The sequence below is a fragment of the Flagellimonas sp. genome, from assembly GCF_965233845.1.
Lineage (GTDB): Bacteria > Bacteroidota > Bacteroidia > Flavobacteriales > Flavobacteriaceae > Flagellimonas.
In genome coordinates this window covers 1,569,859-1,583,071 of sequence record NZ_OZ247584.1, presented here as the reverse complement: position 1 = coordinate 1,583,071, position 13,213 = coordinate 1,569,859, and the positions used below count along the sequence as shown (strand labels likewise).

The 13,213-nt window shown below is 39.7% G+C and carries 11 protein-coding genes; 6 read left to right on the top strand and 5 right to left on the bottom strand.

Translation table 11 applies throughout. From position 1 onward, the window contains the following. Positions 1–323: 323 nt before the first annotated feature. Together ACO6S0_RS06830 and ACO6S0_RS06825 are read left to right on the top strand one after the other, a co-directional pair. Positions 324–1,457, top strand: coding sequence for a glycosyltransferase family 4 protein (locus ACO6S0_RS06830; RefSeq protein WP_422351248.1), 1,134 nt, complete (start codon positions 324–326; stop codon positions 1,455–1,457). After that, the gene (locus tag ACO6S0_RS06825; RefSeq protein WP_422351247.1) at positions 1,444–2,703 is read left to right on the top strand and encodes a hypothetical protein; all 1,260 of its coding nucleotides are present in this window, start codon (positions 1,444–1,446) and stop codon (positions 2,701–2,703) included. The genes ACO6S0_RS06830 and ACO6S0_RS06825 overlap by 14 nt, the downstream gene beginning before the upstream one ends. A 67-nt stretch (positions 2,704–2,770) precedes the next feature. On the opposite strand, the gene ACO6S0_RS06820 is transcribed toward ACO6S0_RS06825, so the two are convergent. From ACO6S0_RS06820 to ACO6S0_RS06800, 5 genes are all read right to left on the bottom strand, one after another. After that, the gene (locus tag ACO6S0_RS06820; RefSeq protein ID WP_422351246.1) at positions 2,771–3,727 is read right to left on the bottom strand and encodes a sulfotransferase domain-containing protein; all 957 of its coding nucleotides are present in this window, start codon (positions 3,725–3,727) and stop codon (positions 2,771–2,773) included. A gap of 78 nt (positions 3,728–3,805) precedes the next feature. Beyond that, complete coding sequence (locus tag ACO6S0_RS06815; protein WP_422351245.1) at positions 3,806–5,263, bottom strand: lipopolysaccharide biosynthesis protein; 1,458 nt, start codon at positions 5,261–5,263, stop codon at positions 3,806–3,808. After that, a complete protein-coding gene (locus tag ACO6S0_RS06810) occupies positions 5,260–6,117 on the bottom strand; it encodes a sulfotransferase (protein WP_422351244.1) in 858 nt (285 codons plus the stop codon). The genes ACO6S0_RS06815 and ACO6S0_RS06810 overlap by 4 nt, the downstream gene beginning before the upstream one ends. A 30-nt stretch (positions 6,118–6,147) precedes the next feature. Beyond that, positions 6,148–7,272, bottom strand: a complete 1,125-nt coding sequence (locus ACO6S0_RS06805; protein ID WP_422351243.1) for a glycosyltransferase family 4 protein — start codon at positions 7,270–7,272, stop codon at positions 6,148–6,150. Further along, positions 7,272–8,453 (bottom strand): O-antigen ligase family protein, encoded by a 1,182-nt coding sequence (locus ACO6S0_RS06800; RefSeq protein ID WP_422351242.1) that lies wholly within the window; start codon positions 8,451–8,453, stop codon positions 7,272–7,274. Before ACO6S0_RS06800 ends, ACO6S0_RS06805 begins: the two co-directional genes overlap by 1 nt. A 437-nt stretch (positions 8,454–8,890) precedes the next feature. Between ACO6S0_RS06800 and ACO6S0_RS06795 the strand changes: the two genes are divergently transcribed. From ACO6S0_RS06795 to ACO6S0_RS06780, 4 genes are all read left to right on the top strand, one after another. After that, the gene (locus ACO6S0_RS06795) at positions 8,891–10,108 is read left to right on the top strand and encodes a glycosyltransferase family 4 protein (protein WP_422351241.1); all 1,218 of its coding nucleotides are present in this window, start codon (positions 8,891–8,893) and stop codon (positions 10,106–10,108) included. Positions 10,109–10,190: 82 nt separating this feature from the next. Beyond that, positions 10,191–10,976, top strand: coding sequence for a VOC family protein (locus ACO6S0_RS06790; RefSeq protein WP_422351240.1), 786 nt, complete (start codon positions 10,191–10,193; stop codon positions 10,974–10,976). A gap of 305 nt (positions 10,977–11,281) precedes the next feature. Further along, entirely contained in the window at positions 11,282–11,893 is a 612-nt protein-coding gene (locus tag ACO6S0_RS06785) for a sugar transferase (protein ID WP_420399336.1), read from the top strand. 172 nt (positions 11,894–12,065) lie between these two features. Continuing rightward, positions 12,066–13,109 carry a GNAT family N-acetyltransferase gene (locus tag ACO6S0_RS06780; RefSeq protein WP_422351239.1) on the top strand — a complete coding sequence of 348 codons (1,044 nt, stop codon included), beginning with the start codon at positions 12,066–12,068 and terminating at the stop codon, positions 13,107–13,109. The last annotated feature ends 104 nt before the right edge of the window (positions 13,110–13,213 follow it).

Here is a 13,213-nt window from a genome sequence, read left to right as displayed (position 1 = left end):
AAGATTTGGATCGTTGAAATTCAGGCTGTTCCAAAATTGGCCCAACCGTTTGAAGGAAATTTATGACCACTGAACTACCCTAACGAAATATGGGCTTCGGTTTGCCTAGCCATCTAAATTTTATACAAAAACAACAACTGGATTTATTCATTTTAATCTTTTATGTTACAACAACATTTATTACTTCTTAACGTTCAGAATAAATCTTTAGACTATGGGCTTCGCTAATCCTTAAACTTGTATTTTAGCTACATCAATGATCGCTTCACTATTCAATTCATGCAAGCCTGTACATTAATCACATTCCATAAGACTATCTTTCCATGAAGATTCTCCACCTCAATGCATATTATATAGATAACCACCTCTATTCCCAATTGTATACCACTCTGGATGCTGATTTGGAACAACGGGTCTATATTCCCATCAAGACGGACAGGAAACCGGAAAACGAAGTGGACTTAAATCATGGGGAGCTGATTTTTGAGAAGGTCATAAAACCCAACCATAAGTACAACTATTTCCGAAAGATAAAAGAGATCACCAATGCGCTGATCCAAAAGAAAGCCCATCAGAACGTAGACTTTATACATGCACATAATCTATTTACGGATGGTGTGGTGGCCTATAATCTAAAGAAGAAATTTGGTCTAAAATATATTGTGGCTGTCCGCACTACGGACATCGCCTTGCAATATAGATATATGTACCACCGAAGGTTCAAAGCAAAAAAAGTGCTTGAAGAAGCGGAACAGGTTATTTTCATTTCACCTACCTATCGGGATAAACTCTTCCAGATGATGTCGGAAGCGTTTATATCCAAGATTTCCCCCAAAGTCAAAATCATGCCCAATGGAATCAATGATTTTTGGCTGGAAAATCTTCAAAACCCATCTGGGAAATCATTGGACAAAAGAGTCCATTTACTATACGTGGGACAGATCATGCAACGGAAAAACGTGCTCCCTTTGATTCAGGCCCTTCATAAATTAAATGAAACCACGGACAAGGAGTATCACCTAACCGTTGTTGGAGGAGAAAACCAATACGAAAAGGAATTTTACAACAGCTTTTTAAACGAGATCAAACCATACGATTGGGTTGATTACAAAGGAAAAATCAAGGACAAGGAAAAACTTCTCCAAGCTTATCGACATGCCGACATTTTTGCCATGCCCGCCAAAGGAGAATTGTTTGGCTTGGTGTATATAGAAGCCCTATCGCAAGGAAAACCTGTTCTATATGCCAAAGGCGAAGGTATAGATGGGTTCTTGGAACGAAAAGACGTAGGCATATCGGTAAATCCAGATAATCTGGAAGAAATCTGCAATGGAATAACACAGATAGTTAGCAACTACGAAACTTATAAGGATTTTACCCAAATTGTAAAACCCTTTAATTGGAACAGCATAGCAAATCTTTACAAAACAATGTACCAGCACAATGAACAAGATTGAAAAACTAGTTTACGATACCGTAAAAAGCAATCCAAAAATCAAGATTGCCATCCGAAACTTATACCAATCTTTTTTTGATGTCCTTCCCAATAAAAAAGACTATTCTATTAATGAGATAGATGCCAAGGAAGGTCATTTCTTTGGATTTCACGATGTTTCCCCTTTTTCCCATGATAGTTCCAAAGTGTTGGCGAATAAACTGACGATTCCCTTGCATATGCCCACACGTGGTGATATACTGGAAATTGGGTATTTTACCTTTGATGGCAAGATGGGGGATTTTGTCAAAGTTGGTGAAACCCAGGCTTGGAATTACCATAAGGGAAGTCGCTTGCAATGGTTGGGGAAGAACAGCCTCATTTACAATAATGCAAGTGGGGACAAGCTCATCTCCACAGTTTATGATTTAAGTACCAACACCGAGAAATCCCTGTCCTTTCCCATGGATTCGGTTTCCGCTTGTGGGAACTATGCCGCTACTTTCAGTTATGGCAGGTTGGAACGATTAATGCCAGGTTACGGCTATGCTGTTTACGATGATGACAGTTTTAATGATGTTAAAATCCCGGATAATACGGGATTGTTTCTTGGGGATGTAAATACGGATACCAAGGAAATGCTGGTTAGCCTAAAGGAACTAACGGAAATAGGTACGCTTACCCCGGAATATGAGGACTGCCACCATTTTGTAACCCATACCTTGTTCTCTCCGGATGGCAGATACATCTCCTTCTTGCATAGATGGGCCGATGTGTCCTACACCAACAAAAGGCATTCCAGGTTATTGACCATTGATTTGGAAACAAGAAAGTGTCACGTTGCGCCAACCAATGACATGGTTTCGCATTACGTATGGAACCATAAAAATCAAATTATCGCGTATTGCAGAACCGGAAACATTGATAGCCATGTACTTTTTGAAGAGCCTACTTTGCAAAAACACAAAAGGGTGGCCTACCCTAGATTGAATTCAGATGGGCATCAAAGTTTTATTACCGATGATTCCTTTGTTACGGATACCTATCCTGACAAATACAGAATGGCCAATTTATACCGTGTGGACTGCAACACCAATGAAGTTGTGCTCTTGGCCCGATTGAACTCTTTTAAGCGATTTCAATCCCAAAACTTCAAGCACTGGTGCTGCGACCTGCACCCTAGAATGGATCCAAGCGGGGAGTATATCTGTTTTGATTCTGTGCATACTGGAAAAAGGGCCCTTTGCGTGATGAAAATCAGCAAATAACCACCTCATCTTCCCATACACATTGCCGTTTCAATTTTGACCAATGGGTATGGGTTTTGAAAGGGTTCTATTTTATCATGGTAGTACAGAACAATCTATCGTCCTGGTTTTCTGAAGGCTTACCATAAGATTCCAAGTACCATTTATTGAAGTACCCTCCATATTGGTTGGCCAGGTCCAAAATCATGTCGTGGTACATATCCTTGAGTAAAGCCAAAACTGCTGGAGGGCAATCCAATTCTATGGATTTATTTACCACTTTTTTGGTTGCGGCTTCGTCTGCATTCCACGATTTGTTCAAGGCTTCCTCAGCATCATTGCTGGTTGAGATAAATTGAATTACCTCCTCCAGTAATTGCTCGGGAGCTTCAACAATGGCATCAAAGAATCCGATCAACAGTTGTTCCTTCGGAAATATGCTGGTAAAATTTTCGATGGTACGGACATAATCGGATCGTAGCACCTGTCCTTCACTTTTCATAAAGGCCAAGATCTCGCTCTCCTCAAAATTGTCAAGGGTAAAACCTTCAATACGTTTTTTGGTATGTCTAAAATGGGACCAAGCCCGATCAATAGGGTTTCTAAGCATCAGGACCAACTTAGCATTGGGGGCCATGGCATACATTCTGGAAATATCCTCTTTGCCAAGCATGGAATAACTGGGGGTAATCTCGCCCTTTAGTCCTTTAAAAGGAGCAAATATGGACTTGTACCACTCATCACTGTAATCCGAAAAGAACCATTTGAAAGAGAAGGCCACATGCTTCATTTTCCCTTTCACGAGTGAGGAGCCTATGGACCTTGCAGCCTTTTTCAAATACGTGGCGCTCCCAATCCTATCCTTTACCTTGGTCTTGGAAAGGAAGTTGGGCGAAGGATATTTGGTATCCCGGTCAAAATAGTGGAATTCCTTTACAGGAGGAATCGCAAAACCAGGGGTTTTGGATAGATTGTAGTATAACCATGAGGTCCCAGCTTTTTGTGCCCCTATTCCCCAGAAGTTGATTGGTTCCTGACTTTTCATAATTGAAGTAACATTTAAAATGTATAATCTTTTTAAGTAATCAAAATATGCTTGCCACGTTCAACACTATGAACGTTTTCAAATCCTTTTTATGGTGTTGTTGATCGCTTCTTTTAGATAATATCCAAACAGGGAGGGTCTAAATCTTACTATACCTACCGATAGTGCCAGTAAGCCCACGACAAATACAATAAACATGGTAACGTCTGTCTCTCCCCATAAATTGAACAGTAATTTATATCCAACGATTAACATTCCTAGGTACAGTCCCAGTCTCAACCCTGCTATAAAGGGCTGAAAGAAGTACTCCCGAAATGTTCCCTTGAAAACGTTTTTCACGAGAACGATCATCATTAAATAATTTATAAAATGGCTGATCACAATTCCTACGGCAGCACCATTGATTCCAAAAAAATATCCCAAAGTCCCGGAAAGGACTATGATAATTGCCGTAAAAATGTACTTACGGGTCACATTTTTGTAAATAAGTCCTTTGGATCGAATGACCGCATCAGTCATTTTTCCAGAATTACTAAAAGTAAGGACCAATAACATAATTTGTAACGGCAGTACCGCCTCTGTCCAATTGGACCCCATGAGAATCTGTACAATTTCGGAAGAGAAAAACACCAACAATACGGTGGTAGGAATCATCAGTGAATTACTCAATCCCAGCCCAAACTTGTAAATTTTAACCAGTTTTTCATTTTCATCCTGTATTTCCGACATGACCGGAAACATTACCTTATTGATAATATTGGCAAGAAATTGACTTGGAAGATTCTTTACCCTTGCGGTCCTTTCATAAATACCCAGAATATCTTGCGTGAAAATCTTTCCAAAAACCAGGTTCAATCCCTTGTTCGACAAAAAGTTACTAAAGGACAATAACATCATCCCTGAGCCAAAGCCGAACAATTCACGGGCTTCCCTATAGTGAATTTTAAAACTGATTTTTATGGGGGCAAAGTAAAACAACACTATGGTACTAATGAAAGATGCAAGAAGTGTTGCAATGATAAGGGACCAAACACCGTACCCATTAAATGCCAAATAGACTCCTAGCCCATATCCAATGATGTTGGAGACTATGTTGACCAGGGAGACATGCTTGAAATCGAAATTTTTTAATAATAGGTTGCCTGAAATATTGCTCAGGGAAAGCAATATTAGGTTTAAGGATGCTACCTTGATCAGTTCATCCAATCGGGCATCATTATAGACCGAAGATATGAATGGGGCGGTAAAATAGAAAAGGGCATAAAGGATAAACCCTATTAGGAGGCTTGTTTGCAGCGCTCCATTTATGTGTTTGTTATTTACGTTCTGGCGCTGGATCAAGGCCGAACCCATACCTCCTTGTATGAAAATGTTGCCTATTCCTATAATTCCGTTTACCACTGCCATTAAACCATAATCTGTTTTCAGCAGTAGCCTGGTCATTATGGCAATATAGGCCAACTGTAAAATGTTCAAGGAGATAACGGACAATGACTGCCATTTACCAGCCTTCTTAATTTTTTTGGTGAGGCTCATCCTAGTTTATTAAGTATATACCCTAGCCCGTTAAAAAGTGGATGCCTTTTGGCTACATTATGCCATCGGTCATCATATTGAATTTTGGTCTTTTTAAAACGGTTGGGGGTACCGGCAATGGTATGATCATCATTAAGTTCCATGTATTCAGGGACCTCGTATCTATCGAAACCGAAGAAATCCGACATTTCGTCCAAGGTCTGCTGGGGGTTTTTAAAAAACTCCTCGTATTTTAAATGAAAAACATCTTCTTTCTTCACGTTCCTCAGCATGGATTTACACGTTAACCTGTGTAGGTAGTTGGATGCAAGCAACTTGAGAAGACTCATGTCTTTTTTGTTGTATTTTTTTCGCCATTTATCCCTTGAAATGGATACGGCACGTAAGTCCCTTTTTAAATAGATAAACTTAAAATTAAAAGGAGATTTTTGGTAAAGGGAAGTTCCATAAAAGGCCTCTTTCGAGGAATCCACCAGCACGTCGCAATTGGTAATCTCAAATACAGCTTTGTACACCTTATTCATCAAAGATCGCGCCTCCTCGTTCATTTCTATTTGGTGCGCCGCCTCCTTTCCCTTGGGAGCATCAATCTGTGTATTTTTTATTTGCTTGGGGTCAGAAACACCAAGCTTTTGATATACTTTGTTCCAAAATTCGCAGGTTTCCATACTGGAACCACAGGAACAATTCCAATCCCAAGCCCCGCCAGGGCCTGTCTTCTGAATATGGCCGCCCAAAAGATAGGACTCCCCAATGGACACCATTTGGGAAGACTTCGACAGAATGTTCTCAATGAGTGTGGATCCCGATCGTTGGTTGGATAATATATAGATGATGGTTTGTTTTTCTTTCATAAACTTTGCTTGGCGAAGTGACCACTTATCCTATGCCTCTATCCTACCCTTTATAAAATTCAAAATACTACTTGCCCTCTCCCCTATCTCAAAATTCTTGGCATACTCCAAGGCGTTCCTGGACATTTCAACCCTTCGTTCTTCATTGGATAGAATAGCATCTATCCCTTTTTCCAGGCCTCCCACATCCAAAGGATCCACTAAAATGGAAAAAGAGGGGGTGCATTGATCTCGTACTTCCGGAATATCTGAGGATACAACCGGTAATCCACAGGCGAGGGCTTCTGCAATAGCATTGCACGATCCCTCTTTTTGTGTGGGCAGTACAAAGAGATCAGAGGCCGAAAGCAACTCAGGTATTTGATAGGAAGGTACACTGCCTTTAAAGACAACGGAATCCCCTTCTGGTTCTTGAGGTCCACTACCCATGAAAAGCACACCAACATTGGCTAAATTTTTAACCGCTTCCAATACCCGTAATGGTCCTTTATGGTGCATAAACCTGCCTACAAAAGCTACCAGTTTAAGGTCTGTGGGCAGGTTGTATTTCTGCCGCATTTCTTCCTTGTTCCTTTTATAGAATTTTGTTAGGTCCACGGCATTGGGTTTCATATAAATACGATCGGGAGAAATCCCAAAATCCACCAACTGATCTTTTAATTTGTTTGAAACAGCTATATAACCCTGAATTCCATGACTGCTCTTTTTAAAATAATCCTTGGGGTACCATTTTGTAAAACCTAGGAGATTGCTTTCCCCTATGGCACAGAATACGGGTTTATTGTATTCTTTGAGCGCATTTACGGCAATTATCCCATTCATCATAAAATGCGCGTAAACAAAATCAAACTCCAAATTGTGCTTTCTTACTGTCCTCTGAACCGCTTTTACCTGACCCCAGTTGGTAATCATATAAGTATAGAGCGGGCCAATTTTCCGAGCGGACGCCGAGATAAACTTAGGGCGGTAAACCGTACAGTTCTCTTCCCCATAGGATTCAACCTTTTTGCGGCGTGAAGCCAAGATATTTTTTGGGGAAATTACTGTTACCTCATGTCCCAATTTGCAAAATTGCTGTATCAGGTTGTAGACGAACACACCTCTTGTTGGATATTCTAACGATGGATAATTATTAGATACTACCAATATTTTCATTAAGCCAGCTTTTTTTGTTTAACCCTGGATAAGACGTGGGCAGTGGAACCCATCAACACCGCAAAAAAGAACCAAAACAGCGTTTTTCCTATACTACCGCCTTGCTTGGACATATTGAACACGACGATCACGAACATAACCAGGTTCAAGGAATCTCCATACCTTTTGTAGTGCAGAAACAATAATTTAACCAAGCGGACCAAAAAAGTAACAAACAAGATTATTCCAGGGAGGCCGCTGGCTATATAAACATAGAGCAAAATGTTGTGGGGATTCATAAAAACACCCGAATGCTCGTACATGCGCGGTTTTACACCTTCAAAACCGGCACCAATAAAAATATTGTCCTTTATAACTTCAATGGCAGCTGCCCAAAGTACATTTCTTCCAATATCCCCCCTTTCCACAGTGGCGGCAAAACGTTCTGCCATTACAGGGTTTGTTTCCAACAAATAGGTAATCAGCATGGCGGAGGCTAGCACTCCAAAAATGATGAGCGCCATTTTATTTAGAATATCCGTCTTTCTATACAGAAGCAGTACCGTAAGCCCCAAAAACATGGACACAAAGGCTCCCCTTGAACCGGACATTGCAATTATGCTTATAAAGGGGATACAAATGGCAATGATAACAACAGCCCTTTTAATGGTGAACTTGTTTATTAACCTTGAAATGGTAATTAAGAAAGCTAAGGCTGATTTGGCACCTATAATATTCGGATTTTCCCCAAATAGCAATAGCCTGCCATTTTCATAAGTAACACCTTTGCCTGCCGTTATCAGCAAAAATGCCAAAAGCACACTGGCCAAATAGCAATTCAAAACCAGGGGCAGCATTTTTGGTTTGGAGTATATATGGGAGGCGATAAAAGTCATCAGCACTATTAAAAGAAGTGCTCTATAATGGTATGCAAATTTCAATTCGTGTACATACTCCGAGTGTATGGCAGAACAGATAAACCCCACTACAATAAAGAGCAGTAAGGGTATCACAATTTTTTTAAAGGGGGTAAATTGAAAATTCCTGGCAATCAACGGAACCCAGGTTCCCAAATACATGATGGTTGCAAAATAGGTGACCGAGTAGCCTACCAAATTAAAGGGATCCCAGTTCTCAAAAGTAACGGAAAACACCAGAAGGTACAGACAATAGTCGTTTATCCTATTTAATAAGCTTATCATTTAGACACTTTGAAATCTGAGGGCAAATTAAATTAAAAAAAGAGTGGATGCACCAACTTACTAGTCAAAATACTAGTTTTATCGAATAATTGAATCCAATGTTCCAAATACCACATTGGAATTCATCCAACAAATAAAAAAACAAGGGGATTTTTAAGACTGTCCGTCGAGCGATCAAAATTTTTGAATCTCGGTAATTGGTCGCTCAGATTATCCTGAAAATCCTATTTTTGCGCTTTCCTCCAAGTCTTACATAAATGTACTGGCCAGCAAGCAACCCATATCATGCTTGCCTTCATTTTTTTTGTGGCAATTAAGCTTGCGGCAAGTAATATGTAATGCTTGGCAACGTTAAGGTTAAAGATTTGGTCTTTATTTTAAACCAGAGAATTTCCAAATGCTCATAAAAGTGCAATCCGATTATTGAATAACCATTAATGAAAATACTTTACATACACCAATACTTCGCAACACCAAAAGAACCCGGAGGCACCCGCTCATATTGGATAAGTCGTAAACTTATAGAAGAGGGGCACCAAGTTACCATGTTGGCCACCTCCAGTAAAATAGATTCAAAAATCAAAAGGGTCAACATTGATGGAATAGATGTCATCTATTTAAAGGTACCCTATAGCCAGTACATGAGCATTTTTAAACGATTGCTCTCTTTTGTGAGCTTTATGCTCAAATCGGCGAGAATGGCCCTGAAGGAAAAAAATGTGGATTTGGTCATTGCCACCTCCACTCCCCTAACCATAGGTTTTCCAGCACTGGTGGTAAAAAAATTCAAAAAAACCCCATTCCTTTTTGAGGTAAGGGATTTGTGGCCCGAAGTTCCAATACAAATGGGTGGATTGAACAACAAACTTCTGATCAAGTTGGCATTGTGGTTCGAAAAGACTATTTATGTAAATGCAGAACATGTTGTTGCCCTTTCTCCCGGCATGGAAGATGGAGTTATAAAAAGAGGGATCGCTCCAGAAAAAGTATCCATGATTCCCAATATGTCCAAGATAGATGTCTATTGGAATCGGGAAAAGAACGATGCTTTTTGCAAAGAACTGGGATTAAATCCAAATTCGTTCAAAACCGTTTATTTCGGATCTATGGGATTGGCCAATGGCATGGACTTTATTATTGAGGGAATCAAACATTTAAAAGACAATCCAGAGATAGAATTTGTTTTTATGGGAGGAGGGGCTACAGAACCCATACTCAAGGCAAAATGTGAAAAACTGGGAATCCGAAATGCACATTTCCTTGGCGGATTTGGCTTAAAGGAACTATCGGAAATTGTGAATTTATGTGATGTTTCCATGGTAACCTTTGCAGATATTCCAATCTTGGCCACCAATTCCCCAAACAAACTTTTTGATTCGTTATCAGCTGGAAAGCCCATAATTGTCAACTCTCCCGGTTGGACCAAGGACATGGTGGAAAAATATGAGTGTGGGGTTTTTGTAGATCCAAAAAATCCAGAGGATTTGGCCAACCAAATCACCTTTTTAAAGGATAATCCAGAGGTTTGCAAAAACATGGGTTTGAATGCCCGAAATTTGGCGGAAACCAAATATGATAAATCTATTTTGTGCAAAGAATTTGCCGAAGTAGTCAATTCAGTTTCAGAAAACATTCGGACCAAGCATTCCAAATGAACTTAAAAAGTTCCACTACTATGTCCATGGACATCCATGAGCAGAAAACGGCTTTTTCCAACCAATTCTAATAGAACCCACCATGAATAAGGCAAATTTTCACCATATCCATCTAAATGTCACGGATGTAAATAAGAGTATCGCATTCTACGAGAAATATTTTGGTGCCAAAAGGATTCGATACAGAGGAAAATCGGATGCCTTGTTTACCGAAAAGTCATTTCTCTTGTTTGATGAAGTCAATGAAGCCCCGGAAACACATGATGGATCCAGTTTATGGCATATTGGGTGGTCTGGGGTAGACGGGCCTTCGGAGTTTGATTGGCGCGTCAAGGAGGGCATTGAAGTGCATACGCCCATAAATCCATTGAACGATAGCCATTGGATGTACTTTTTTGGTCCGGACATGGAGGTTGTGGAGGTGTTTACCGGCAACAGAAACCATACTTTTGAACATATTCATCTATTGGCTACGGATGTAGATGAAACCATGCATTGGTTTGAATCCCATTTGGGCCTGGCCCCGGAATACGAAAGTGCACAAACCTGGGCAACCGGTTTGTTCCAATGGAATAGGCTGTATGTGGGTAATATCAATATTACCGTGAACGGTAAGCCTGTGGAGGAAAGAACGTGGTTTCCGTCAGAGTTTAAGCTTACAGATGGAACCTCCCTTGACCATCTTTCATTTTCTTTTGAAAACATTGAACCAGTCTTTGAACAAATGCAGTCTTCCAAGGTTGAAATAGTACAGGGAATTAAGACCGATCAGGTACACGGGCTTAAGAGTTTCTTTGTTCGGGGGCCAAACCAATTGCTTATTGAGGTGGTTGAAGAGAAACCTATTCCCGAAGGCATTTGGCTCTAGCTTACAAGTGTCTGAAAATGAATATTCTATGGGATTTGTACCTAAATTAGATTTTCAGCGTTAAATAAATAGGGGATTAGGAGAAATTCCATGGGCAACAGCGAATAAAATGTCATTTTTCGAAATAAGCCTTCGTTCATCCAAAGGATTTAGCATTTTGGCTAATATTTGGTTTGGTTGGTACAGGAACAACTTTTTTACTATTTCTTTGTGCCTGAAAAAACCAATTTTTAAGACTTTAAATTCCAAAAATCCAAAATCTTGGAAGTATTATAAAGAGATATTACTAAAAAGATTCATTCATTATGTACAGGAAGTTTTTTAAAAGAGTACTAGATTTTTCAATATCACTTGTGGCGTTGATCGTGTTTTCGCCGGTCATAATTATCTTAATTATTCTATTGATGTTTGCAAATAAAGGCAAGCCTTTCTTCTTTCAGCAGAGACCAGGCAAGGACGAGAAAATATTTACCATTATAAAGTTCAAAACGTTAAGAGACCCAAAGGACAAGGACAGCGAATTGGAAGATCAGGCAGATCGGGTGACGAAAGTGGGTGCTTTTGTCCGAAACCATTCTTTGGATGAATTGATGCAATTGGTAAACGTATTGAAGGGAGACATGTCCATAGTAGGTCCAAGACCCCTATTGACCATTTATCTTCCCCTATATAATGAAGAACAAGCACGAAGACACCAGGTAAAACCTGGAATAACAGGTTGGGCACAAGTAAATGGCCGAAACATGTTGTCATGGGAAGAAAAGTTTGAGCATGATGTGTGGTATGTGGACAACCTTAGTTTTGGCACTGATGTAAAAATTTTGTTTAAAACGGTTCAGAAGGTATTCCAATCTGACGATGTGTATACCGAAAAACAAGAAGATGCTTGGGCCGCATGGGGTGGAAACGCAAGTTAATTGCCACATACCCTATATGAATGCATGAAATTAGGCTTTGACTTCAAAAAATCGGCTGATAAAATGGGAACATGGACTAATGAATTTTGTTGTCAAAGGTTGTATGGAATATCAAACCAATACCTTAATTAGGGACCAAACTTAATACCAATCGAAAGACCAAATTCTTAGGATGATTGAAATCGTAAAGGAGAAGAAAAAATGGGATGCTCTTGTAAAAGGATGTGATTCCGCTGATTTTTATCACACCTATGACTACCACCATGCATCCAAAGTGAATGGAGAGGAACCTGTTTTGATTCATTATCATGATAAGGACAGAACCATTCTTTTGCCATTGCTCTTTCGTGATATTGAATATTCCCTGTTCAAAGATGCGACCTCGGTATACGGGTATCCTGGACCGATCACCAAAAATGTAACTTCGGAATGTGATTTCAGTAATTTTAGGAAAGAGATTCAGGATTTGTTCGAACAACAAAACATTGTTTCCATTTTTTCCAGACTAAACTCCTTTATTCCTAATCAAGAACACTGTTTGTTCCATTTGGGACAAACGGAAACTTTGGGAAGGGTGGTTTACATTGATCTCACCAAAAGCTTGGAAGAGCAGTGGGGAAATTATTTTAAAAGATTAAGAACCTACATTAACAAATCCAGGTCTATTTATTCCATAAGGCATGCCGAAACGGATTCGGACATTGACACCTTTATCTCATTGTACCATGAAAACATGGTCCGTGTAAATGCCAACAAAGAATACCTTTTTGACAAGAAATATTTTCTCGATCTATTGGAGAGCCCCCACTTTGATACGGAATTGCTATTGGCCATACAGAACAAAACGGGCAAAATAGCTGGTGGAGCACTTTTCACCAAGAAGGATGCCTACATTCAGTACCATCTCTCAGGAACCAGTGAGCAATATCTTGACCTCAACCCTGTGAAGTTATTGATAGACGAAATGAGAATCAGGGGAACCCGTGAAAAATATCGCTATTTTAATCTTGGTGGCGGGGTTGGCAGTAAGGAAGATTCTTTGTTCTATTTCAAATCGGGATTCTCAAAAGATACGTTCCCTTTTAGGGTTTGGAAGTATACAGTAAACAAGGAAATCTATCAGGAATTGGTAAAACAAAAAAACGGCCTTATGTATTGCGATAATTTGGATCTGAGATTCTTCCCGCAATATAGGGCAAGCGTAGTGCACAAATAATGTTGCTGTAAAAGTTTCGCCGCATCAAAAGGAATTCAAACTGAAAAGCAGGATTTAATGGGAACAAACAGTGCCGAAGCGAATCTTTTAAATGACTATATCAA

Bases quoted from the DNA above. Each gene is read 5' to 3' on its own strand.
- ACO6S0_RS06825 (WP_422351247.1), top strand. From the start codon at position 1,444: ATGAACAAGATTGAAAAACTAGTTTACGATACCGTAAAAAGCAATCCA.
- ACO6S0_RS06830 (WP_422351248.1), top strand. From the start codon at position 324: ATGAAGATTCTCCACCTCAATGCATATTATATAGATAACCACCTCTAT.
- ACO6S0_RS06795 (WP_422351241.1), top strand. From the start codon at position 8,891: ATGAAAATACTTTACATACACCAATACTTCGCAACACCAAAAGAACCC.
- ACO6S0_RS06780 (WP_422351239.1), top strand. From the start codon at position 12,066: ATGATTGAAATCGTAAAGGAGAAGAAAAAATGGGATGCTCTTGTAAAA.
- ACO6S0_RS06785 (WP_420399336.1), top strand. From the start codon at position 11,282: ATGTACAGGAAGTTTTTTAAAAGAGTACTAGATTTTTCAATATCACTT.
- ACO6S0_RS06800 (WP_422351242.1), bottom strand. From the start codon at position 8,453: ATGATAAGCTTATTAAATAGGATAAACGACTATTGTCTGTACCTTCTG.
- ACO6S0_RS06810 (WP_422351244.1), bottom strand. From the start codon at position 6,117: ATGAAAGAAAAACAAACCATCATCTATATATTATCCAACCAACGATCG.
- ACO6S0_RS06815 (WP_422351245.1), bottom strand. From the start codon at position 5,263: ATGAGCCTCACCAAAAAAATTAAGAAGGCTGGTAAATGGCAGTCATTG.
- ACO6S0_RS06790 (WP_422351240.1), top strand. From the start codon at position 10,191: ATGAATAAGGCAAATTTTCACCATATCCATCTAAATGTCACGGATGTA.
- ACO6S0_RS06805 (WP_422351243.1), bottom strand. From the start codon at position 7,272: ATGAAAATATTGGTAGTATCTAATAATTATCCATCGTTAGAATATCCA.
- ACO6S0_RS06820 (WP_422351246.1), bottom strand. From the start codon at position 3,727: ATGAAAAGTCAGGAACCAATCAACTTCTGGGGAATAGGGGCACAAAAA.